Genomic DNA, 22,386 nt, shown 5'->3' with positions numbered 1-22,386 from the left:
CAAACCGGTGCAAAGGCTTCCAAAGCGCCCCCAAGCCACGCAGGGCGCTAGGAACTCAGTCGTCCGAGAGCGTCAGCCGCAACCCGCCGACCAGCGACGCGCAGATGTTGTAGAGGAACGCAGCCAACGTCGCGAACGCGGTGATCAGGATGATGTCGATGAAGCCGATCACGACCGACAGCGACACGACCTTGCCGAAGCCGATGTAGTCCATCAGGTCGAACGTCGAACCCTGCTTGTCCAGCGAGCGCAGCAACTCGTTCAGGTCCGAGAAGACACCCATTCCGGCCAGGACGATCCACAGCAGCGCGACCGCGACCACGCTGGCGATAGCGAACGCCACCGACAGCAGGAACGAGATCTTCATGACCGACCACGGGTCGACCCGTGATACCGACAGCCGCACCCGGCGCGGTGTCGCCCGTACCGGACGAACAGGCGCGCCGCCCTTCACCGCGGCCGGCCGGCCGGAGCGAGACGCGGGCTGAGCCGAGCGAGAAGCAGGCTGACGTCCCCGCGCGGCCGCCGCCGACCCGGACCGGGTCTGTGCGCCAGCGGGACGCGAACCACCTTGCGGGGCAGCAGATCGCTGCGCGCCACCGGGCAACCGGGCAGCGGTCGCCCCGGCGTTGGGGCCGTCGGACTGGCTCACTCTTCGTCTCCGGATTCGTCGGTGTCGGTCTCGGCGGATGACGCCTCATCCGACGGTACGGCATCCACCGCCGAATCCTCCGCACCCTCAACGGAAGCCTCCGAAGCCGAATCCTCCGCACCCTCAACGGGAGCCGAATCTTCCACCGGGTCAGCCTCCACGTTGCGAGCCACTGCCACGATCGCGTCACCCCGGTCCGGTGTCGCGAACTGGACGCCCTGCGTCGAACGCCCGGTCCGGCGTACCTCGGCGACCCGGGAGCGCACGATCTTGCCCTTCTCCATCACCACGAGGACCTCATCGCCCTCATCGACCGTCAGCGCACCGACCAGGTCGCCGCCGCGCTCGGAGAAGTTGGCGACCTTGACCCCGAGCGTGGCCCGGCCCTTGGTCGGGTAGTCCGAGGCCGCCGTACGTTTGGCCAGACCGTTCTCGAAGACGACGAACACATCCGGGTCGGTGCCCTCGGTGATCACACTCATCGCCAGCAACTCGTCCCCGTCGCGGAACTTCATCCCCGTCACCCCCGAGGTCGAGCGACCCATCGGCCGCAGCGCCTCGTCCGTGGCGTGGAAGCGCACCGACTGGCCCTTGCGGGAGACCAGGAGTACGTCGTCCGCGGGCCCGGCGAGCCCCGCGCCGACCAGCTCGTCGCCGTCGCGCAGATTCACCGCGATCAGGCCGCCCGAACGCGGCGAGTCGTACTCGGCCAGGCGGGTCTTCTTGACCAGACCATTGCGGGTAGCCAGCAGCAGGTAGGGCGCCGCGTCGTAGTCCTTCAGCGCCATCACCTGGGCGATCTCTTCGCCCGGCTGGAACGCCAGCAGGTTGGCGACGTGCTGGCCCTTCGCGTCGCGCGCCGCCTCCGGCAACTCATACGCCTTGGCCCGGTAGACCCGGCCTCCGTTGGTGAAGAACAGCAGCCACTGGTGGGTGGAGGTGATGAAGAAGTGCGACACCACATCGTCACCGCGCAGCGACGCACCGCGAACACCCTTGCCACCACGGCGTTGTGCGCGGTACTCCGACACCTTGGTCCGCTTGGCGTAGCCCCCGCGGGTGATCGTGACGACCACGTCCTCCTCGGGGATCAGGTCCTCCATCGACATGTCGCCGTCGTAGGGCACGATCTGGCTGCGCCGGTCATCGCCGTACCGTGCGACGATCTCCGCCAGCTCCTCGCTGACGATGCTGCGCTGCCGCTCCGGCTTGGACAGGATGTCCTTGTAATCGTCGATCAGCCGCTGCAACTCGTCGTGCTGCTCGAGGATCCGCTGCCGCTCCAACGCCGCCAGGCGCCGCAGCTGCAGGTCCAGGATCGCGCGCGCCTGGATGTCGTCGACGTCCAGCAGCTCCATCAACCCGACCCGGGCTTCGTCGGCCGACGGCGAGCGCCGGATCAGCGCGATGACCTCGTCCAGCATGTCCAGTGCCTTGAGGTAACCGCGCAGGATGTGGATGTCCTGCTCGGCCTTGTCGAGGCGGAACTGGGTGCGTCGCACGATGACGTCGATCTGGTGCTCGACCCAGTAGCGGATGAACGCCGACACCGGCAGCGTGCGCGGCACCCCGTCGACCAGCGCCAGCATGTTGGCGCCGAAGTTCTGCTGCAGACCGGTGTGCTTGTAGAGGTTGTTCAGCACGACCTTGGCCACGGCGTCACGCTTGAGCACGATCACCAGGCGCTGGCCGGTCCGCCCGGAGGTCTCGTCGCGCAGGTCGGCGATACCGGCGACCTTGCCGTCGCGCACCAGCCCGGCGATCTTCTCCGCCAGCGTGTCCGGGTTGACCTGGTAGGGCAGCTCGGTGACCACCAGGCACTGCCGGCCCTGGATCTCCTCGACGTTGACGACCGCGCGCATCACGATCGAGCCACGCCCGGTCCGGTAGGCCTCCTCGATCCCCTTGCGACCCATGATCAGGGCGCCCGTGGGGAAGTCCGGTCCGGGGATGCGTTCGAGTACGGCGTCCAGCAGCTCCTCGCGCGTGGCCTCCGGGTGCTCCAGGAGCCACTGCGCCGCGTCGGCCACCTCGCGCAGGTTGTGCGGCGGGATCTGGGTGGCCATTCCGACCGCGATACCCGAGGAACCGTTGACCAGCAGGTTCGGGAAGCGGGCCGGCAGCACGGTCGGCTGCAACGTCTTGCCGTCGTAGTTCGGCTCGAAGTCCACGGTGTTCTCGTGGATGTCGCGCACGAGCTCCATGGCCAGCGGCGCCATCCGGCACTCGGTGTACCGCGGCGCGGCCGCACCGTCGTTACCGGGGGAGCCGAAGTTGCCCTGGCCGTCGATCAGCGGGTAGCGCATCGACCACGGCTGCACCAGCCGGACCATCGCGTCGTAGATCGCGGTGTCACCGTGCGGGTGGTACTGACCCATGACCTCGCCGACCACGCGCGAGCACTTGTTGTAGCCGCGGTCGGGGCGGTACCCACCGTCGTACATCGCGTAGACGATGCGCCGGTGCACCGGCTTGAGGCCGTCGCGCACGTCCGGCAGCGCTCGCGAGACGATGACCGCCATCGCGTAGTCGATGTAGCTGCGCTGCATCTCCGTGTTGAGGTCGATCTCGTCGATCCCCGAGTGCTCCGGCGGAGTCGGGTCGTCCGGTCCGCCGGTGGTGTCGTCAGTCATCAAGTCCCTTTAGATATCGAGAAAACGGACGTCTTTGGCGTTGCGCTGGATGAACCCACGCCGTGACTCGACGTCCTCACCCATCAGCACCGCGAAGATCTCGTCCGCAGCGGCCGCGTCGTCCATGGTCACCTGCAGCAGCGTGCGGGTGTTGGGGTCCATCGTGGTCTCCCACAACTCCTCGTAGTTCATCTCGCCCAGACCCTTGTACCGCTGGATCGGGGAGTCCTTCGGCAACCGCCAGCCCTTGCTCTGCCCGAGCTCGACCAGTCCGTCGCGCTCCTTGTCGGAGAAGGCGAACTCGTGATCGTGGTTGGACCACTTGATCCGGTACAGCGGCGGCTGTGCCAGGTAGACGTAACCGTGCTCGATCAGCGGCCGCATGAAGCGGAAGAGCAGCGTCAGCAGCAAGGTGCGGATGTGCATGCCGTCGACATCGGCGTCGGCCATCAACACGATCTTGTGATAGCGCGCCTTGTCGATGTCGAAGTCCTCACCGATGCCGGTGCCGAAGCCGGAGATCAGCGCCTGGACCTCGTTGTTGGCCAGGACCTTGTCCATCCGCGCCTTCTCGACGTTCAGGATCTTGCCGCGGATCGGCAGGATCGCCTGGTTGAACGGGTTGCGACCCTGCGTGGCCGAACCGCCCGCCGAGTCACCCTCGACGATGAAGACCTCACTGATCGTCGGGTCCTTGGACTGGCAGTCACGCAACTTGCCCGGCAAGCCGCCGCCCTCCAGCAGCCCCTTGCGGCGCGCCGTCTCGCGCGCCTTGCGCGCCGCCATCCGCGCTGACGCCGCCGAGACCGCCTTGGAGACGATCGCGCGTCCGTCGCGGGGGTTGCTGGCCAACCAGTGTTCGAGGTTGTCACGTACGGCGCCCTGTACGAAACCCTTGACCTCTGAGTTTCCGAGTTTCGTCTTGGTCTGACCTTCGAACTGCGGTTCGCCCAGCTTCACGGAGATGACCGCGGTCAACCCCTCCCGGATGTCGTCACCGGTGAGGTTGTCGTCCTTCTCCTTGAGCAGCTTGTTGTCCCGGGCGAATTTGTTGATCAGCGAGGTCATCGCCGCCCGGAAGCCCTCCTCGTGGGTGCCGCCCTCGTGCGTGTTGACCGTGTTGGCGTAGGTGTGCACGGACTCGGAATACGCCGTGGTCCACTGCATCGCGACCTCGACCGACAGCAGCCGGTCGGTGTCCTCGGCCTCGAACGCGATGACACTGTCGTGCACCGGCTCGTTGCGCTTGGAGGAGTTGAGGTACTTCACGTAGTCGAGCAGACCGTCGTCGTAGCGGTAGGTGACCGTCGTGGGAGAGGCCTCCTCGACGGTGGTGCCCTCAGCGGCAGCCTCCTCCTCGGCCGCTTCGTCGACCTCCTGCTCACGCTCGTCGGTCAGCGTGATCGTCAGACCCTTGTTCAGGAAGGCGGTCTGCTGGAAGCGCGCCCGGATGGTCTCGAAGTCGTAGTCCACCGACTCGAAGATGTTGGGGTCGGCCCACCAGGTGATCGTGGTACCCGTCTTGTCCTGCGGGTCCAGATCGCCGATCACCGTCAGCGGTGCCTTGGGCACACCGTGCTCGAACTCGATGAAGAAGCGTTTGCCCAGCTGCCGCACCTCGGCGGTCATCCGGCTGGACAGGGCGTTGACCACCGAGGAGCCCACGCCGTGCAGCCCGCCGGACACCTTGTACCCGCCACCGCCGAACTTGCCGCCGGCGTGCAACTGGGTCAGGACGACCTCGACCGTGGACACGCCCTCGGTCGGGTGGATGCCGGTGGGGATACCGCGGCCGTCGTCGATCACCCGCACGCCGCCGTCGGCCAGCAGCGTCACGTCGATGGTGGTCGCGAACCCGGCAAGCCGTTCGTCGACGGCGTTGTCCACGATCTCCCAGATCAGGTGGTGCAGGCCGCGCGGTCCGGTGGAGCCGATGTACATACCCGGTCGTTTACGGACCGCCTCCAGACCTTCCAGGACCTGGATCGCACTGGCGTCGTACACCGCATCGGTCGAAGTGTCGGGACTGCGAAGCTCCTGCGGTTCGTCGGGCTGGGGGTTGGTCGCGTCGGCCACTAGCTGGTTGCTCCTGTTCCACGGATCGCCCGTCTGACGAACGGGCAGCGCCCTCATCGAGATGAGTGCGCTGTTCGCCTTCCAGTCTACCGTGCATCGGATCGCAACCGGCTCTCAGACCCGCTCAATCCCCAGCCAGACCGCCGAACCAAGCGCCGAATGATCCCCGCTACATGCGCGGGGGCCTCCCGGGCTCTGCGGACGAATCACGACACCAGGACGTAAACCTCTGCTCCGGTGTCGGTCGAACAGGTCACCAGATCGGTGCGGACACAGTTCAACGTGTAGTCCCGGCCGGTCGCCGGCGAGTGCGCTGTGACCTGGAACTGCGTCTGTCCCTGACCGATCGGGCCGGCTGCGGCTGCTGCCACGTTGGTCGCGAAACCGCACGAGGCACGCGCGTTGCCGCCTACGGTCGGCGCGCAGACCTTCGCGCCGGCGGGGAACGTGCCGGCAGCGGTGCTCGTACTCGACTGCGTCGACGACGAGGAGGTCGACGACGACGTCGAGGACGACGATGTGGAACTGGTCGTCGAGGACTGCGCTGAGGTGCTGCTCTCGGTGGAGGTGGGGGAGGGCTGCGTCGGGGTCGGACTGGTCGGGGTCGCCGTCGGTAGCACCGAGTTGGTGGCGGCCGGGGTGCTGGCGTTGTCCCGGCTGGCCCACAGGTAACCGCCCACCGCGCCGACGATCGCCAACGAGGCCATGATCACCGCGATGGGCCACCAGATCGACCGGACCGGATCCTCCGGACCCGCCTCGTACCGGCCCTGTTCGTAGGCCGCCTGCTCGTAGGGGTCCCGGCCGCCGTAGGGCGCGCTCTCGTACTGCGGTGCCGCGTATTGCGACGGGTTCTGCTGCGCCGGGAACGCCTGGGTCGGTTGGTGGTCCCCTCCCTGCCCGTAGGCCGGGTCGACGTAGATCTTCGGTTTCTGCACCGGCAGGTCGTGCGGCGCCACCCCGGGCGGGACACCGACCGTCGGGTCCTCCGAGTGGTCGGCAGGTCCGGGACCGGCCGCAGCGGGACCGCCCTGACCGGGCAGTCGCACCGGCCTGGTGGGGTCGGAGTCGCTGGGAATCGGCCGGGTCTGGTCCGGGTCGTTCGGTTCGTTCGGGCTCACGGGTAGGGACACTCCTCGGTACGGCGAACGGTCCAGGGTAGCGACATCGGCTGGGTCGCCGTGGGTGTCGGGTCGGTCAACCGTAGGTGTCCCGGGGCCCCCGACCACCGGTGATTCCGCGATAACCGTGCTTCCACGACGGTGCTCCGGGGCCGACGATCCGCAGTTCCCGGACCACTTCGGGACCCACCTGGCGCTCGATCGCCGCCAGCAGCGTGGAGCTGAGCAGCCGCAACTGGGTGGCCCATGCGGTCGACTCCGCGCGCACCGTCAGCACCGAGTCCTCGAAGGTGGTCGGCAGGCAGTGGCTGGCCACCTCCGCTCCCACGATGTCGGCCCAGCGGCTGAACACCGCCCCGGCCTGTACGTCGACCTGCCAGGCCCGCTCCTCGATCAGCTTCTCGATGCCGACGCCGAGCGGTTGGGGTTCCAACGAATCGCGACGCGGTGCCACGCCGGGCTGGGTGCCCGATTGCCGGGGACGCACGCCCGGTCGCAGACCCCGGTCGCGGGCGGCACGACGTACCTGGTTCAGCGCCTCACGGGCCGCCTCCAGTGGGTCGAGTTCCTCACTGGCAGAGTCGTTTTCGCTATTCACGAGGCGCTCTCCTGCGGCACGGTGATCGCGCTGACGGCAGCCCGGGTCACCTCGAACCGCGGGCCGATGAGTCCTTGGGGGATATCGGCCGGGACGGCCGCGGTGACCAGAACCTGCTCACAATCCTCGATCAGCGCGGCCAGGCGCTCGCGGCGGCCGGTGTCCAACTCGGCGAAGACGTCGTCCAGCACCAGCACCGGATCCGTGCCCAGGTCATGGCGCAACAGGTGGTAGGCCGCCAGCCGCAGGGCCAGCGCGAACGACCACGACTCGCCGTGACTGGCGTAGCCCTTGGCCGGCAGCTCGCCCAGTTCGAGTTCGACGTCGTCGCGGTGCGGGCCGACCAGCGTCAGCCCCCGGTCGGCTTCGGCCTGCGCCAGTTGCGCGAACCTCTCGTGCGTGGCCTGCGTGAGGTCCCCGACCGTGGGCACCTCGCCGTTCGCGATCGACTCCGCCATCGCTGCGTCCAGACTGCTGCGGTACGTCGCGTGCGCATCACCCGCACCCGCGCTCACTTGCTCGTAGGCCCGGGCCACGTGCGGGGCCAGATCGCGCAGCAGCCGCAACCGCGCGTACAACAGGTGCGCACCGGCGGTTGCCAGATGTTCGTTCCACGCCGGCAGGGACGCCAGCACCGCAGTCCGGTCCGGTGCGGTCCGTGCCGACTTCAGCAGGGCATTGCGCTGCTTGAGGATCTTGTCGTAATCGCTGCGGGCCGCTGACCAGCGCGGTTGCCGCGCCACCAGCAGTTCGTCAAGGAACCGCCGCCGCTGCTCCGGGTCGCCCTTGACCAGCGCGAGATCCTCCGGCGCGAAGAGAACCGTCCGCAACGTGCCGAGGGTTTCCCGCGGCCGCGTCGGATGCGCATTGAGCCGGGCCCGGTTGGCCCGGCCCGGATTGATCTCGAGTTCGACCTGTTGGGTGCGCCCGTCGCGGACCACCGCGGTGGAGATGATCGCCTGCTCGCAGCCGGCCCGGATCAGGGGCCCGTCACTGGCCACCCGATGCGAACCCAGCGACGCGACGTACCCGATGGCTTCGACGAGGTTGGTCTTGCCCTGGCCGTTGGGCCCCACGAACAGGCTCGGCCCTGCGGCCAGGGGCAGATCGACGTGGTCGTAGGAGCGGAAGTCCGTCAGCACCAGGTGGGCGACGTACATCAGCGCTCAGCGCACCACGCGCACCGGGTCAGTGGTCAGTGACGACGGGCTTTTCGCCCTTCTTCGTCACCTGGTGGCCACCGAATTCGTTGCGCAACGCCGCAACGGCCTTCATCGCCGGGGAGGCGGTGCCCTGCCGGGAGAAGAACCGCTGGAAGAGCGAGGTGGAGATGACCGGCATCGGCACGCCGTATTCGACGGCTTCCTGCACGGTCCACCGGCCCTCGCCGGAGTCGTTGACGAAACCCTCGATACCGTCCAGCTTCGCATCCTTGGCCAGCGCGTCGGCCATGAGTTCCTGCAACCAGGAGCGCACGACAGTGCCGCGGGTCCAGGCCTTGAACGCGGCGGGGACGTCCTTGACGATCTCCTTGGCCTCGAGCAGCTCGTAGCCCTCGGCGTAGGCCTGCATCATGCCGTACTCGATGCCGTTGTGGACCATCTTCACGTAGTGCCCGGCCCCTACCTCGCCGGCGTGCACGAAGCCTTCATCGCGCGGACCTTCGGGGCGCAACGCATCGAAGATCGGCATGACCCGCTCGATGTTCTCGTCGGTGCCGCCGGCCATCAGGCCGTAACCCTCGGTCTTGCCCCAGACGCCGCCGGAGACACCGCAGTCGACGAACTCGATGCCCTTTTCGCCCAGTTGTTGGGCGTGCACCGCGTCGTCGGTGAATTTGCTGTTGCCGCCGTCGACGACCAGGTCACCCTTGTCCAGCAGGCCGCCGAGCTGATCGACCAGGCTCTGGGTGATGCGCCCCGCGGGCACCATCAACCAGACCACCCGCGGCGGGGTGAGGGCCTTGACCAGGTCCTCGACCGTGGCGACGTCACTGACGTCGGGGTTGGTGTCGTAACCGACGACCTCGTGCCCCGCAGCCACGATGCGGTCGCGCATGAATCCGCCCATTTTGCCCAGGCCGATGAGTCCGATCTGCATTGCGCTCCTAGGTTTTCCAGAGGTGGTGGTGCCGCGTCAACTGGCGAACCGGACCGGCATCAATACGTAGCGATAGCTGTCGTCGGATTCGCCGTCGGCTTCATTCTGCCCCGACAGAACCGCAGGGCGCCCTGGTTGGGTGAAGGACAATCGGGCGTAGGACGTGCCGAGGACCTGCAGACCGTCGAGCAGGAACTGCGGGTTGAACGCGGTTTCGATCTCCGGCCCGGTCAGGGTCGCCTCGAGGGCTTCGCTGGCCTGGGCTTCCTCGCCCTGTCCCGCCTCGATCGCCAGCACGCCGTCGCTGAACCGCAACCGCACCGGCGTGTTGCGCTCGGCGACCAGGGCAACGCGCTTGACCGATTCGATCAGCGAACCGGTCTGCACGACGGCCACGGAGTCGACCGTGGTCGGGAAGATCGAGGCGACTTTGGGGTATTCGCCGTCAAGCACCCGGCTGGTCGTGCGACGCTGACCGGCTTCGAAGCCGACCAGTCCGTCACCGCCGGCCGCCGAACCGAAGGCCACATCGACACTTCCGCCGGCGCCGAGCGCCTTGGCGGTGTCGGACAGGGTGCGTGCCGGGATCAGCGCGACGTACGCCGCGTCCGGACTGGTGGGGTTCCAGGTGAGTTCGCGCTGGGCCAACCGATACCGGTCGGTGGCCAGCAGGGTGACCTTGTCGCCCTCGACCTCGACGCGCACACCGGTGAGGATCGGCAGCGTGTCGCCGCGGTCGGCAGCGATCGAGACCTGGGCGACCGCCTGGGTGAACGCCGTACCGTCGATCGACCCGCTGCCTTCGGGAGCGGTCGGAAGGGTCGGGTAGTCGGCGGTGGGCATCTCGTGCAGCGCGAACCGGCTGGAACCGCAGACCAATTGGACCTTGGTGCCATCGGAGGTCAGCAGCACCGGCTTGTCGGGCAGCGAGCGCGCGATGTCGGACAGCAAGCGACCGTGCACCAGCGCCGTTCCGGGCTCGTCCACATGGGCGGCGACGGTGACCTTTGCGGAGACCTCGTAGTCGAAGGCGCTGAGCGTGAGCCCGTCGTCACCGGCTTCGAGCAGAACTCCCGCCAGGACGGGGACCGGAGGGCGGGCGGCCAAACCGCGCACGGCCCAGGTGACCGCATCTGCCAAAACGTCGCGTTCGACTTGCAGCTTCACCGACGAAACCGTCCTTGCTCTTGAGAAAGTGCCCTGCTGAATGCCAAGTGTGCGCCCGCCCGGATCGTGGATGCGGGCGTCCCGCCCCTGACCCTAGCCCGGCGGTATGAGTGCAACAACAGCAAGGTGGGTCCGGTGGGTATCGGTAGAACGTGTTGTTCTCGTGGGCTGTCCACAGTCCTGCCGGTCGTTGGGGTTCCGGTAACCGATGAGTAGAGAGTTCTCGTCGTTGTCATAGCGGTTGGGGAAATCGGGGATAACTGCCAACGGTGCAGGTCATAGGGCGCTCGTTCTTGTGGATAACGTCGGGATAGCGGTGGTGGATTTCCCCGGGCGGATCGCTCGGGGGTGGGTCATCCACGCATCGTCCCAAGGTTCCGGTGGGTGAACCGGCGGGTTATCCACTGTTTTCCGCACCGTTGTGCACAGATCTGTGGATAACGAAAAGGGCGTCTTTTCCACACGTTTATCCACAATCGGGGGATAGCGGTACGTCACGTACTGGTAAGAAATCAGCCCGGGAGGTGTCAGGTGTTGCCCGAAGTCGCCGCTCGACGCACGATCTGGGTCAGTTCGCTGATCTGGTCGTAGAGCGAATGTCGCTCGGGAAGCAGCTGGCGGATCTTGCGATCGGCGTGCATCACAGTGGTGTGGTCGCGGCCGCCGAAGTACTGCCCGATCTTCGGCAATGACAGGTCGGTCAGCTCCCGGCACAGGTACATCGCGACCTGTCGAGCGTTGACGAGAGTCCGGGAGCGCGAGGCGTCGCACAGTTCGTCGATCGTCACGCCGAAGTAGCGGGCCGTCTCGCGCATGATCAGCGGGGCAGTCACCTGGCCGGCACTGGCGCTGGGCACCAGATCTTTCAGCACGTGCGCCGCCAGAGCCGGATCGACCTGACTCTGGGTGACCGAGCCGTAGGCCGCGACCCGGATCAGTGCTCCCTCGAGTTCGCGGATGTTGCTGGGCACCTTGTCGGCGATCAGGCTCAGGACGTCATCGGAGATCTCGATGCGGTCGGTGATCGCCTTCTTGCGCAGGATCGCGATCCGCGTCTCCAGGTCCGGCGGTTTGACGTCGGTGGTCAGGCCCCATTCGAAGCGGGAGCGCATGCGTTCTTCCAGGCCGTTGAGTTGCTTGGGCGGCTGGTCGCTGGTCAGCACGATCTGCTTCTCGCTGTTGTGCAGCGCATTGAACGTGTGGAAGAACTCCTCCTGCGTGCTCTCCTTGCCCTGCAGGAACTGCACGTCGTCGATCAGGAGTACATCGACGTTGTCGCGATAGCGCTTCTGGAAGCTGCTGGCCTTGTCGTCACGGATCGAGTTGATGAAGTCGTTGGTGAACTCCTCGGAGTTCACGTAGCGCACGCGTGACTGCGGGTAGTAGGAGCGCACGTAGTGGCCGATGGCGTGCAGCAGGTGAGTCTTGCCCAGACCGGAATCCCCGTAGATGAACAGTGGGTTGTAGGACCGCGCCGGGGTCTCGGCGACGGCCTGGGCGGCGGCACAAGCGAACCGGTTTCCCGCTCCGATCACGAACGTGTCGAAGGTGTACTTCGGGTTGAGCCGGGTGTCGTCGCGCTCGTTGACCGTGGCCGGTCCGTGGCCGGAGGTGCTGGGGCGCTGGCTGATCGGTTGGGCCGCGCCTTGCGGCGGAGCCGGGTCGAACGCGGCCGGGTCAGTTTGGACCGCGGGGTCCTCGGTGTAGCTGTTGACCAGGGTCAGCGTGGGGCCTTCGTCCTCGGCGATGGCCTGGGCTTCGGCCAGGTCCTCGGCGGTGTCGGCACCGTTCTCGGTGCCGCGCAGCGATTGGTCCACGGTCACTGCGATGGTCAGGTCGCGCCCGACGGCCCGGCTCAGGGAACTACGGACGGGTTCGGCCAGGGTGGATTCGACGGCGGTCTTGGTGTTGTCGAACGGAACGGCGATCAGCGCGGTGTCACCGAGGACGCCGACCAGACGAGCGATCTGCAGGAAACCGCGTTCCTTCGCAGGAATTCCGGAGTCAGCCAGGTCGAGCATCACGGTGTGCCAGATGTGCGCCAGATCTGGTTCGGAATCCTCCAAAGCCACCGTGCCCCCTCTGCGCAGACCGTCCGACGCGTCTCGTTGTCCTGAGCGTGCCACCGCGGACCACGGCGCGACAAAAGTTATCCACAACAGTGTGCACAGCTGTGGACAACGAACTTGGGGCGGGGGAGGCGGTGACTGGAAGAACCGACCGTAACAACCGCGTCACGCCTGCGGCAACCGGGAGCCAGGACAAATCTTGCTTCATCGGCGTGTCGCTACCGGCCGCCGGCACTAACCTGCGCTGTATTGGCGGGTTCTGGGTGAGACCGCGGATCACCGAGCGAATCCGCGTCGTTCCGTGCGGGTGGACGCCCGCTGGCCGCGGTCCGGCTGGTTTGACCCGTCCTAGCCGCCCACGTAAAGTTGATGAGGCCTGTTGCGTCCTTGCGTGCGTCGGTTCTGTCGGCGCCGCCCATCCGGATGCAGTCGGCCGAGAACTTCCGCGGTAGTCCGCGGTTTGCAGTGACACCCATGGGCCACCCGGCCCGCCACCGACGGAGTTATTGACGTGAGCAAGCGTACTTTCCAGCCGAACAACCGCCGCCGTGCCCGCAAGCACGGTTTCCGGCACCGCATGCAGACCCGTGCCGGCCGGGCGATTCTGTCCGCCCGCCGCAGCAAGGGCCGCGCGAGCATCTCTGCCTGAGCTGCTGCGCTCATGTTGGCGCGCCGCCACCGGTTACGCACCCCGGATCAGTTCCGGGCGGCGACTCGACGCGGTGGAACGCGCCGAGCCAGCGGTTCCATGGTGGTGGTGCAGATGCGCTCGCACAGCGTGACCGACCCGGGCCCGACCCGGGTCGGTTTTGTCGTGTCCAAGGCTGTTGGCGACGCGGTCACCCGCAACCGGGTCAAGCGCATCCTGCGGCACGCCGTCGCAGCCCGGCTCACCGCGATCGGTGACGGGCAGGACATCGTCGTGCGCGCCCTTCCGCCGGCGAGCCAGAGCGTCTCGCCGGCGGGCTCCCGCCGGCTGCGGGCCGAACTCGAGACCCTGATGGACCGGGTCTGCGCCACGTCCCCTGTCGCCTCGGCGCCGCCGGTGTCGCGATGAGCTTCTTGCCGCGGGTTCGTCGTGTGCTCCGACGGGTAACCACGGCGCCGCTGCTGGCCCTGATCTGGTGCTACCAGCACCTGATCAGTCCGATGACGCCGCCCAGCTGCCGGTTCTATCCCAGCTGCTCGACGTACGCCGCGACCTCCCTGCGCCGTTTCGGCTTGATCCGCGGGAGCTGGCTGACCATCCGCCGGCTGCTGCGGTGCAACCCCTGGAACCCAGGGGGCGTCGACCACGTTCCGCACAGTGAGCGCGATCGCGAGTCGGACCCGGTCACCGGTCGTGCCCGGAGAACTCACCAACCGGAGCCACCCGTCGTACCGTCAACCAGGTAGCTCCACCCGAACTCGTCACCGCCGGTCTCGCGACCGCCCGCCCTGCAGCAGTTAAGGACAGCATGGATACGATCCTCTACCCACTCGAATGGTTCGTCGCCTTCGTGATGGTGGGGTTCCACAAGATCTTCTCGACGATCGGGCTCAATGCTGAGTCTGGCTGGACCTGGGCGCTGTCCATCGTCGGCCTGGTCGTGGTGCTGCGGATCTTGCTGATCCCGCTGTTCGTCAAGCAGATCAAGTCCTCCCGTCGCCTGCAGCTGATCCAGCCGGAGATGCAGAAGATCCAGGCGAAGTACAAGGGCAAAAAGATCCTGAGTCCCGCCAGAAGCAGACCCAGGAAATGATGGAGCTGTACAAACGGGAAGGCACCAACCCGTTCAGTTCCTGTTTGCCGATCCTGTTGCAGGCGCCGTTCTTCTTCGCGCTGTTCCGGGTGCTGAACCACCTGGGCCAGATCGGATCGGGGGCGATGAAGCCGATCGGGCCGCTGACCCAACAGCTGGCCGCCCAGGCGGAATCCTCCACGATTTTCGGCGCCCGCCTGTCCTCGACCTTCCTCGGCTCGACCGATATGGCGACCAAGATCGTTGCGGTCGTCCTCATCGTCATCATGTCGGCCACGGTGTTCACCACCCAGCAGCAGCTGATGCGCAAGAACATGCCGGCCGCTGCCCTGGACAACCCGATGGCCAAGCAGCAGAAGATGATCATGTACATCATGCCGGTCTTCTTCGCGATCTCCGGCGTGAACTTCCCGATCGGTGTGCTGCTGTACTGGGTCACCACCAACCTGTGGACGATGGGTCAGCAGTTCTACGTGATCCGCAGGATGCCGGCACCCGGATCGGCCGCGGAGAAGGCGCTGGAAGCCCGTCGCGCCGCCAAGGGTCAGTCCATTGCGAAGGTGACGATCCCGGGAGTGTCCGCTGCGACGATCGCCGAGAGCGAGTCGGTGGCCCCGACCCCGGGCACGCCCGGTCTGGCGACCGCGGACGGTAGTGCCGCGGGTAAAACCGGTGGTCAACGCGTGCAACCCAAGAAGAACAACAAGAAGCGGAAACGCTAGGGCCCTGACGCCCCCACATCGTTCAACTCATCCTGTGATCGGAGCCGCATGACCGACATCAACACCACCTCCTCGACGGATGCTCCCGCCGTGGAGGACGTCAGCGAAGAGACCGTCACGGTCGTCGCAGCCGAGACCGACGATTCGGAGTCCGCGGACGCCCCTGCTTCCGGGGGTAAGGCCGCGCGCCTCGAGCGCGACGGCGAGATCGCGGCCGACTATCTGGAGACCCTGCTGGACATCGCGGACCTGGACGGCGATATCGAAGTCGACGTGGACGGCGACCGGGCGGCAGTCTCGATCGTCGACAGCGACGACGGCCGTGCCCCGCGCAGCTTGGTCGGTCCGCGAGGCAAGGTGCTCGAAGCGCTGCAGGAGCTGACCCGGCTGGCCGTTCAGGCGGAGACCGGTGACCGCTCCCGGCTGATGCTCGATATTGCGGGTCACCGTTCGACGCGCCGTACTCAGTTGGAGACGCTGGCCCACGAGGCCTGTGAGCAGGTGCGCAGCTCCGGTCAGCCGCAGCGTCTGGAGCCGATGAGCGCGTTCGAACGCAAGGTTGTGCACGACGCGGTGCTGAAGGAAGGCCTGGGTTCCGAGTCCGAGGGTGCCGAGCCCAACCGTCGCGTCGTCGTTCTTCCCGGCTGACCTGCCGCCCAAGGCGCGTTTCACGTGGAACCGGCCGAGGATAACGACAGCCGTAGGACTGGTACCGCCGCTGACGAAACCGAGGTGCCGGTGGCGCCGGAGTCGGCACGCGAGTACCTGGGTTCTCAGTTCGGTCTGATGAGCCGGTACGTCGAGCACCTGGCCACCAGCGCCATCAGCCACGGCTTGATCGGACCCCGGGAGCGGGAATCGCTGTGGACCCGCCATGTCCTCAACTGTGCCGTGCTCGGTGAAGTGATCGAGCCCGCAGCGGACGTGATCGATGTCGGCTCGGGTGCCGGGCTGCCCGGAATGGTGCTGGGTATCAGCCGCCCCGATCTTCACGTGACCCTGGTCGAACCGTTGCTGCGGCGCAGTAACTGGCTCTCGATGGTGATCGAGGATCTGGCCCTGACCAACGTGACCGTACGCCGGGATCGGGCCGAGGACGTGCACGACCTGCGCGCCGACGTCGTCACATCGCGCGCGGTGGCCCGGTTGGATCGATTGACCGGCTGGTGTGCCCCGTTGGTCCGGGCGGGCGGCCGGGTGGTGGCGATCAAGGGTGCGACCGCTCAGGAGGAGCTCGACGAGACCCGCGAGGAACTGGTCGCACTGGGTGTCGTCGATGCCCGGATCGCACAATGCGGGATCGGGGTCGTCGATCCGCCGACGACCGCGGTCGAGTTGGTGTTCGGAAGTACCACGCCGGGTCGTGCGCCCAAGACCGGTGCGGGCCGGAAGAAGCAGAAGTCGAAGAATCGCCGCCGGTCCGGCTGAGCGGGCGTCCTGGGCTCGACCCGACCGGGACCGCGACGCTTGGGGTATCGACCCAGTAATGGAAAGATCGAGGAATGCCAGGACGAGGACCACGCAGCGTTGACCGGGGTACGCCGATCGGGTGGATCGCCCCATCGATCGGCGGCGTGCGCCGAGTCGGGACAGTAACGCAGACCCGGCAGACCTCCGTAGGTGTCAGCGGTGATGTGGTGGGTCGGACCGTCCCGGTGGGTTGGCAGGCGCCGAGCCCCGGCCGCGATCGAAGGTCGACCGGATCCTGGATCGCGATAACGCGATCGGCGTCCGCCCGGGACCGAAGTCGGACTCCGGCAACCATGCTGCGCCGACAAGCTCACGGTCTGCCGGCAGCGACGTGCCTGCTCGCGCCGCCCAGAGCACAGTAGCGGTTCCATCCCAGGAGAGGTCGGACGACAGGACGACGGCCTTTCGTACGGGAGCAGGTCCGGGCGGATCGGGCGGGCACGACGACCCGGCCTCGGACGAGGAGGACGCCGAGCCGGCCGGGAATGAGGCGACTGAGCCGGCTCGCAGCGGTCACGGCCAAGCGTCGGATGAGCCCGCACGTTCGCAACCTGCGGTAGACCGTGTTTCACGTGAAACAGTGACTGAGTGGCATCGCGAACCGGCTCAGCAGCCGCCACCCGCCGGTCCGCCATCAGCAGCGACCGCAGTCGAGCCCGCGGTGGAGCAGGGAGACAGGGATCCGGCAGATACCCCGCTCGCGGCGCAGATTGCCGATGAACAACGTCGCCGGGCCGCGGTGAAGCGAACTGAGGTTCCCCGTCCGCCTGCCCCCGGGTGATGACGATCGCCAACCAGAAGGGCGGCGTCGGCAAAACCACGACGACCGTCAATGTCGCTGCGGCCCTCGCCCAGTCCGGCCTGAACGTCCTGGTGATCGACATCGATCCCCAGGGCAACGCCAGTACCGCGTTGGGTATCCCGCACCACGCCGAGGTACCCAGCATTTACGACGTGATCACCGACGACCGCCCGCTCGGCGAAGTCTTGCAGGAGTGCCCGGACATTCCTGGCCTGTGGTGTGCACCTGCCACTATCGACCTGGCCGGTGCGGAGATCGAACTCGTGTCGTTGGTGGCCCGCGAATCCCGTCTGAAGCGCGCCGTCGACGAACACCTGGCGTCGATGAGCGACACGACCCGCTTCGACTACGTGCTGATCGACTGTCCGCCGAGTCTGGGACTGCTGACGGTGAATGCCTTCGTGGCCGCGGCCGAGGTGTTCATCCCGATCCAGTGCGAGTACTACGCACTCGAGGGCCTCAGCCAGTTGCTCAACAACATCGGGATGATCCGCCGGCATCTGAATCCTCGTCTGGAAGTGTCAACCATCCTGCTGACCATGTACGACGGACGCACCAACCTGTCGTCGAATGTCGCCGACGAGGTCCGGGAGCACTTCCCGGACAACGTGCTGCGGACGCAGATCCCGCGCTCGGTGCGGATCTCCGAAGCGCCCAGCTATGGGCAGACGGTGCTCACCTACGACCCGTCGTCGAGCGGAGCGTTGTCCTACCTGGAGGCCGCGAAGGAACTGGCGTTGCGGTCTGCCCCGGCCTCGGCGAGCGCTGGTTCGTAGGGAGGGTCGGCTGCGAGGCAGGGCTGGAGCGCGATCTGCCTGGTGGTCCCGGACGGCCCGTGTCACCGGACCCGCTGGACCCACCGATAGATTGAGCGCGTGAACGATAAGCGACGCGGCCTTGGCCGCGGACTCGGTGCCCTCATCCCCACCGGACCGGCGGGAGCTCGCCCCACGGACGTCTTCTACGGAGATGTCACCGACGTCGCGGCGGCGCCGGAACGTTTCACGGGAAACATCGCCTCCGACGACCGACCCGAGGCGAGCGAAGACGCCAGCACCGACACGGTCGCTGATCTGCGACCCGTGCCCGGAGCCAGTTTCGCCGAACTGCCGCTGGACAGTATCCGGCCCAACCGGGATCAACCACGGACGGTCTTCGATGAGGACGACCTGGCTGAGCTGGTGCACAGCATCCGCGAGATCGGCATCCTGCAGCCGATCGTGGTACGCGCACTACCTGAGCAGACCGCGGAAACCGGTGGCCCCGCCTACGAGTTGGTCATGGGGGAACGTCGGTGGCGGGCAAGCCGCGAAGCCGGCCGCACCACCATCCCTGCGATAGTCCGCGAGACCGCCGATGAGTTCATGTTGCGCGATGCGTTGCTGGAGAACCTACACCGGGCGCAACTGAACCCTCTGGAGGAAGCTGCCGCCTACCAGCAACTGTTGCAGGACTTCGGCTGCACGCAGGAAGAGCTCGCAGCGCGCATCGGCCGATCGCGGCCGCAGGTTTCCAACACCATCCGATTGATGAAGCTGCCACCACTAGTGCAGCGACGCGTCGCAGCCGGGGTTCTCAGCGCCGGTCACGCCCGTGCCCTTCTCGGTCTGTCAGATGCCGCTGCCATGGAACGGCTCGCTCAACGGGTGGTGGCCGAAGGTCTGTCCGTGCGCGGCACCGAGGAAGTCGTCGCAATGGGCGGCGACCAAGCCCCGGCATCGCGGGTTTCCCAGCCGACGCCGACGGATCCGGAACTGTCGGAACTGGCCGACGCTCTGGGCGACCGCCTCGACACCCGCGTCACGGTCAACCTCGGGCGCAAACGGGGCCGGATGACGATCGAATTCGCCGGCGGCGACGATTTGCGGCGGATTCTGGCGCAGCTCGGGGTCACCGGCCCCGGCGACTGAGCCCGCACGCACAGAAGGAGGGTTGCACCGGCTATCCGGTGCAACCCTCCTCGACGTGGAGCGGATGCTCAGCCCAGGAAGGGCTGCAGTTCCTTCAGCAGCTTCGGCTTGGGCAGCGCACCGACGATGGACTTGACGACTTCCCCGCCGACGTAGACGTTCAGCGTGGGGATCCCGGTGATGCCGTACTTGGCCGACACCTGCGGGTTGAGGTCGGTGTTCAGCTTGACCACGTCGATCTTCTCCGCGTTGGCCTCGGCGATTTCCTCCAGGATCGGAGCAACTGCCTTGCACGGGCCGCACCAGGGTGCCCAGAAGTCGACGAGCACCGGCTTTTCGGCCTTGAGGACGTCGGTGTCGAAGGTGGCGTCGGTGGTCTCCTTGGTCGCAGCCATGGGAGTTCCTTTCAGGGACAGGGTGTCGGGGTCGATCGGAGTGGAATTGTGCTGGTGATCGCAACAACAACCGGTCATGCGCTGGGATTCCCCGCCATGCCCGGTGCTGGGCGTTGATACTGACGTCGTTGTCATCACATTGTCATCGAATCTGCTTATGCCAGAAGGAAATTCACGAAATGACGATTGCATCTGGTAGGTCTTCGTCGGCCGGAATGCCGGCCAAGAACCGTTCTGCGTCGAGGCTGGCGGCACAGCCGCTGCCCGCAGCGGTGATGGCCTGGCGGTAGGTGTGGTCGACCAGGTCGCCGCAGGCGAAGACCCCGGGCAGATTGGTCGCCGTGGTGCGGCCGTCCACCAGCACATACCCGGACTCGTCGGTGTCCACCTGACCGATGACCAGCTCACTGCGCGGCACGTGCCCGATGGCCACGAACAGGCCGGTCACGCCCAACTCGCGGGTCTGACCCGATTGCACATCGCGCAGCGTCACACCGCTCAATTTCGGTTCGCCGTGCAACTGGGCAACCTCGCTGTTCCAGGCAAAGGAGATCTTCGGGTTGTTGCGCGCCCGCTCGGCCATGATCTTGGAGGCCCGCAACTGATCGCGGCGGTGCACCATCGTGACGCTTCGTGCGAACCGGGACAGGAAGGTGGCCTCTTCGACGGCTGAGTCCCCACCGCCGACCACGGCGATGTCCTGGTCGCGGAAGAAGGCACCGTCGCAGGTGGCGCACCAAGAAACACCGTGACCGGACAGCCGCTTCTCCTCGGTCAGCCCCAGCTCCCGATAAGCCGAACCCATCGCGAGAATCACGGCGCGGGCCCGGTAGAGCGTTCCCTCGGAGTCGGTGACCTCCTTGATGGGACCGGTCAGGTCGAGGCTCTCGACGTCATCGCGGATCAGGGTGGCACCGAAGCGCTCCGCCTGGGACCGCATGTTCTCCATCAGATCGGGTCCCATGATGCCGTCCGGGAAACCCGGGAAATTCTCGACGTCGGTGGTGTTCATCAGCGCCCCACCGGCCGTGACCGAACCTTCGAAGACGACCGGGGCCAGATTGGCCCGGGCTGCGTAGACCGCCGCCGTGTAACCGGCGGGTCCGGAACCGACGATGATCAGGTCGTGCACCTGCTGCGTCACTTGTCTCTCCACTGCTGCGGGTAGCCGTCCGCCATCGGAATCGGCCTACTGGATAACCGATCGTAGGCCCCGGGTGTTCCCACCGTGACCGGTGGTCAGGAGAAGACCTTCACGTCGCCGATCCGGGTGCGGAACGTGTCGTTGTAGGCACTGAGCTTGGTGATCCACAACAGCACGTACTTCCCGGTCAAGGGACCGCCGGTGATGCTCTGCTGCCCTGAGCCGTTGTTCAAGGTGCCCAACAGGTTCTGTTGATCACGCGACCTGGTGTCACTGACGTAGACCTGGATCGTCGTCGGATTGCCCAGGACGTTGATGTCGACCCGGCTGACCGACTGGCTGCCGTCCAACCGCACTAACAAGCCCACCCCGTGTTTGCCGTTCTCAGTGAACGTCTCCAGTTTGTAGGGATGGGTCGACCAGGAGGTGTACGCATTGCCGTCGATGGCCCGGTAGGTCAACTGGTTGTTCTCGTTGCCGTCGCCGTCCGGGTCGTAGCTGGTCGCGCTCTCGATCGTCAGTTGCCGGCCCGCGACGGGAGCCGAACTGGTCGGTGCGCTGGTTGTGGTCGCGGTCGGCACAGTGGATGAAGTGGCCGACGGTTGCGCCGAAGAACCGCCCCGGTCGAAGAACGAGCGCAGACCGAGCAACCCGAGGATCATCGCGATGACCACCAAGCCGCCCACGATCACCAGGGCCAGGCGACTGGTCTGCGGGTCCGGGTCGCCGTAGACATCCGGGATCAACGGGGCCGGCGGTTCCAGGTCGGTGTACTCCTCCTGGTGCTTGGGCGGTTCGGGAACCTGGGCGACGCGCAGTGTCGAGGCATCGAAGGTGTGGGTGTCGTCCTGTTCGAGTTCAGGACGCCGCCCGACCATCGTCGCGTCGGGATCCGTGGGATCGACGGGGCCGGCCGCCGCGGTGCCCGATCCCAGGCCGGTGATGGCCGCGGTGCGGGCGCGCGCGGCCTGATCGCCCGACACCGAGTGGACGATCTCCGAGGACCACGGAGACAACTGGTGGGCCAAGGCGGTAGGGGTGGCCGGGCCCGCATCGTCGATGAGAACCTGCTCGACCAAACCGTCGAGATCGGAGGGTACGCCGCGGGTCACCGAGCCGGGCAGCATCAGGATGCCGTTCCTGGTCTGCGCATCGGGAAGTCCGGCGACGGATTCGGGACCGGACCAGTGGCCGGTCAACGCGGCGTACAGGCAATGGACGAGCGCGACGGTGTCGGCGCGGGAAGCGGCGTCGGCGTCCAGGTCATCGGTGCCGGCCAGGGCGGATTCGATGGCCAACCCGCGCACGGAAACGGCTCCGGAGCGGGATCGCTCGATCGAGTGCGGGGTGAGCGCCAGGTGGTGCAGACCCCGGCCGGCGGCGTTACCCAGGCCGACGGCGGCTTCACCCACGATCCGCCGGGCTTCCTCGGCGGGCAGCGGCCCGAGCTGGGCCGACGCGGCCAGCGAATCCGTGCGATGCAGCGCCTCGCTGACAATGAACGCAAGATCATCCTGGGAGCCCACGTCCAGCACCCGCACCAGGTGCGGATCCTCGACGGCCGAGGCGCGCCGGGCGCTGTCGACAGCTGCGGCGGCACCCGGCAGGTCCTCTTCGAAAAGTGTGATCGTGACTTCGCGATCGAGGGTGGCGTCCTGGGCGAGCCAGAGCTCGTGGTCGTCGGCTCGTCGCAGGAGGGTCGTCGTGGTGTAACGGTCGGCGAATACGCTGCCGCCCTGCACCTCGCGCACCCAGCTGCCCCTTTTATTCTTCGGTGTTCAACAA

General features: G+C 66.8%; 21 protein-coding genes. 9 read left to right on the top strand and 12 right to left on the bottom strand.

Annotated features, from left to right (window positions below; all coding sequences use genetic code 11):
- Window positions 1-55: 55 nt before the first annotated feature.
- From ACFQBT_RS18505 to dnaA, 9 genes are all read right to left on the bottom strand, one after another.
- The gene (locus ACFQBT_RS18505; protein WP_377825557.1) at window positions 56-406 is read right to left on the bottom strand and encodes a DUF3566 domain-containing protein; all 351 of its coding nucleotides are present in this window, start codon (window positions 404-406) and stop codon (window positions 56-58) included.
- A gap of 242 nt (window positions 407-648) precedes the next feature.
- The gene (gene gyrA / locus ACFQBT_RS18500) at window positions 649-3,285 is read right to left on the bottom strand and encodes a DNA gyrase subunit A (RefSeq protein ID WP_377824997.1); all 2,637 of its coding nucleotides are present in this window, start codon (window positions 3,283-3,285) and stop codon (window positions 649-651) included.
- A 9-nt stretch (window positions 3,286-3,294) separates the two neighbouring features.
- The gene (gene gyrB / locus ACFQBT_RS18495; protein WP_377824995.1) at window positions 3,295-5,418 is read right to left on the bottom strand and encodes a DNA topoisomerase (ATP-hydrolyzing) subunit B; all 2,124 of its coding nucleotides are present in this window, start codon (window positions 5,416-5,418) and stop codon (window positions 3,295-3,297) included.
- 149 nt (window positions 5,419-5,567) lie between these two features.
- Window positions 5,568-6,482, bottom strand: coding sequence for a hypothetical protein (locus ACFQBT_RS18490; RefSeq protein WP_377824994.1), 915 nt, complete (start codon window positions 6,480-6,482; stop codon window positions 5,568-5,570).
- Between the two features lie 76 nt (window positions 6,483-6,558).
- Window positions 6,559-7,080: a DciA family protein gene (locus ACFQBT_RS18485; RefSeq protein ID WP_377824992.1), complete on the bottom strand. Its 522-nt coding sequence runs from the start codon at window positions 7,078-7,080 to the stop codon at window positions 6,559-6,561.
- Entirely contained in the window at window positions 7,077-8,240 is a 1,164-nt protein-coding gene (recF, locus tag ACFQBT_RS18480; protein WP_377824991.1) for a DNA replication/repair protein RecF, read from the bottom strand. The genes ACFQBT_RS18485 and recF overlap by 4 nt, the downstream gene beginning before the upstream one ends.
- A gap of 28 nt (window positions 8,241-8,268) precedes the next feature.
- Window positions 8,269-9,180: a phosphogluconate dehydrogenase (NAD(+)-dependent, decarboxylating) gene (gene gnd / locus ACFQBT_RS18475; RefSeq protein WP_377824988.1), complete on the bottom strand. Its 912-nt coding sequence runs from the start codon at window positions 9,178-9,180 to the stop codon at window positions 8,269-8,271.
- 36 nt (window positions 9,181-9,216) lie between these two features.
- Entirely contained in the window at window positions 9,217-10,347 is a 1,131-nt protein-coding gene (gene dnaN, locus ACFQBT_RS18470; RefSeq protein WP_377824986.1) for a DNA polymerase III subunit beta, read from the bottom strand.
- A gap of 527 nt (window positions 10,348-10,874) precedes the next feature.
- Window positions 10,875-12,368, bottom strand: a complete 1,494-nt coding sequence (gene dnaA / locus ACFQBT_RS18465; protein ID WP_377825555.1) for a chromosomal replication initiator protein DnaA — start codon at window positions 12,366-12,368, stop codon at window positions 10,875-10,877.
- Between the two features lie 559 nt (window positions 12,369-12,927).
- On the opposite strand from dnaA, the gene rpmH reads away from it, so the two are divergent.
- From rpmH to ACFQBT_RS18420, 9 genes are all read left to right on the top strand, one after another.
- Window positions 12,928-13,065, top strand: a complete 138-nt coding sequence (gene rpmH, locus ACFQBT_RS18460; RefSeq protein WP_109687320.1) for a 50S ribosomal protein L34 — start codon at window positions 12,928-12,930, stop codon at window positions 13,063-13,065.
- Between the two features lie 12 nt (window positions 13,066-13,077).
- Window positions 13,078-13,473: a ribonuclease P protein component gene (rnpA, locus tag ACFQBT_RS18455; RefSeq protein ID WP_377824984.1), complete on the top strand. Its 396-nt coding sequence runs from the start codon at window positions 13,078-13,080 to the stop codon at window positions 13,471-13,473.
- Window positions 13,470-13,811 carry a membrane protein insertion efficiency factor YidD gene (gene yidD, locus ACFQBT_RS18450; protein ID WP_377824983.1) on the top strand — a complete coding sequence of 114 codons (342 nt, stop codon included), beginning with the start codon at window positions 13,470-13,472 and terminating at the stop codon, window positions 13,809-13,811. The genes rnpA and yidD overlap by 4 nt, the downstream gene beginning before the upstream one ends.
- 62 nt (window positions 13,812-13,873) lie before the next feature.
- The gene (locus ACFQBT_RS18445; protein WP_377824981.1) at window positions 13,874-14,158 is read left to right on the top strand and encodes a YidC/Oxa1 family membrane protein insertase; all 285 of its coding nucleotides are present in this window, start codon (window positions 13,874-13,876) and stop codon (window positions 14,156-14,158) included.
- Window positions 14,155-14,880, top strand: coding sequence for a membrane protein insertase YidC (yidC, locus tag ACFQBT_RS18440; RefSeq protein WP_377824980.1), 726 nt, complete (start codon window positions 14,155-14,157; stop codon window positions 14,878-14,880). The genes ACFQBT_RS18445 and yidC overlap by 4 nt, the downstream gene beginning before the upstream one ends.
- A gap of 48 nt (window positions 14,881-14,928) precedes the next feature.
- Window positions 14,929-15,528 carry a Jag family protein gene (locus ACFQBT_RS18435; RefSeq protein WP_377824979.1) on the top strand — a complete coding sequence of 200 codons (600 nt, stop codon included), beginning with the start codon at window positions 14,929-14,931 and terminating at the stop codon, window positions 15,526-15,528.
- A gap of 84 nt (window positions 15,529-15,612) precedes the next feature.
- Window positions 15,613-16,308 carry a 16S rRNA (guanine(527)-N(7))-methyltransferase RsmG gene (gene rsmG / locus ACFQBT_RS18430; RefSeq protein WP_377824978.1) on the top strand — a complete coding sequence of 232 codons (696 nt, stop codon included), beginning with the start codon at window positions 15,613-15,615 and terminating at the stop codon, window positions 16,306-16,308.
- Between the two features lie 822 nt (window positions 16,309-17,130).
- Window positions 17,131-17,928, top strand: coding sequence for a ParA family protein (locus ACFQBT_RS18425; RefSeq protein WP_377824976.1), 798 nt, complete (start codon window positions 17,131-17,133; stop codon window positions 17,926-17,928).
- A 99-nt stretch (window positions 17,929-18,027) separates the two neighbouring features.
- Window positions 18,028-19,062, top strand: a complete 1,035-nt coding sequence (locus tag ACFQBT_RS18420) for a ParB/RepB/Spo0J family partition protein (RefSeq protein ID WP_377824974.1) — start codon at window positions 18,028-18,030, stop codon at window positions 19,060-19,062.
- Between the two features lie 68 nt (window positions 19,063-19,130).
- Here the strand turns inward: ACFQBT_RS18420 and trxA are convergent, their stop codons facing one another.
- The 3 genes from trxA to ACFQBT_RS18405 form a co-directional block, all read right to left on the bottom strand.
- The gene (trxA, locus tag ACFQBT_RS18415) at window positions 19,131-19,457 is read right to left on the bottom strand and encodes a thioredoxin (RefSeq protein WP_377824972.1); all 327 of its coding nucleotides are present in this window, start codon (window positions 19,455-19,457) and stop codon (window positions 19,131-19,133) included.
- 172 nt (window positions 19,458-19,629) lie between these two features.
- Window positions 19,630-20,601: a thioredoxin-disulfide reductase gene (gene trxB / locus ACFQBT_RS18410; RefSeq protein WP_377824970.1), complete on the bottom strand. Its 972-nt coding sequence runs from the start codon at window positions 20,599-20,601 to the stop codon at window positions 19,630-19,632.
- Between the two features lie 95 nt (window positions 20,602-20,696).
- Window positions 20,697-22,352 (bottom strand): protein kinase family protein, encoded by a 1,656-nt coding sequence (locus ACFQBT_RS18405; RefSeq protein WP_377824969.1) that lies wholly within the window; start codon window positions 22,350-22,352, stop codon window positions 20,697-20,699.
- Window positions 22,353-22,386: the final 34 nt, after the last annotated feature.

The sequence above is a fragment of the Branchiibius cervicis genome (assembly GCF_042661605.1).
Classification (GTDB): Bacteria; Actinomycetota; Actinomycetes; order Actinomycetales; family Dermatophilaceae; genus Branchiibius; species Branchiibius cervicis.
This window is presented reverse-complemented; position numbering and strand designations above follow the sequence as displayed.

Excerpts from the sequence above, each read along its gene's own strand:
- gyrA (WP_377824997.1), bottom strand. The coding sequence starts at position 3,285 with ATGACTGACGACACCACCGGCGGACCGGACGACCCGACTCCGCCGGAG.
- gyrB (WP_377824995.1), bottom strand. The coding sequence starts at position 5,418 with ATGAGGGCGCTGCCCGTTCGTCAGACGGGCGATCCGTGGAACAGGAGC.
- recF (WP_377824991.1), bottom strand. The coding sequence starts at position 8,240 with ATGTACGTCGCCCACCTGGTGCTGACGGACTTCCGCTCCTACGACCAC.
- gnd (WP_377824988.1), bottom strand. The coding sequence starts at position 9,180 with ATGCAGATCGGACTCATCGGCCTGGGCAAAATGGGCGGATTCATGCGC.
- dnaA (WP_377825555.1), bottom strand. The coding sequence starts at position 12,368 with ATGCTCGACCTGGCTGACTCCGGAATTCCTGCGAAGGAACGCGGTTTC.
- rnpA (WP_377824984.1), top strand. The coding sequence starts at position 13,078 with ATGTTGGCGCGCCGCCACCGGTTACGCACCCCGGATCAGTTCCGGGCG.
- yidD (WP_377824983.1), top strand. The coding sequence starts at position 13,470 with ATGAGCTTCTTGCCGCGGGTTCGTCGTGTGCTCCGACGGGTAACCACG.
- ACFQBT_RS18445 (WP_377824981.1), top strand. The coding sequence starts at position 13,874 with ATGGATACGATCCTCTACCCACTCGAATGGTTCGTCGCCTTCGTGATG.
- yidC (WP_377824980.1), top strand. The coding sequence starts at position 14,155 with ATGATGGAGCTGTACAAACGGGAAGGCACCAACCCGTTCAGTTCCTGT.
- ACFQBT_RS18435 (WP_377824979.1), top strand. The coding sequence starts at position 14,929 with ATGACCGACATCAACACCACCTCCTCGACGGATGCTCCCGCCGTGGAG.
- ACFQBT_RS18425 (WP_377824976.1), top strand. The coding sequence starts at position 17,131 with ATGACGATCGCCAACCAGAAGGGCGGCGTCGGCAAAACCACGACGACC.
- trxA (WP_377824972.1), bottom strand. The coding sequence starts at position 19,457 with ATGGCTGCGACCAAGGAGACCACCGACGCCACCTTCGACACCGACGTC.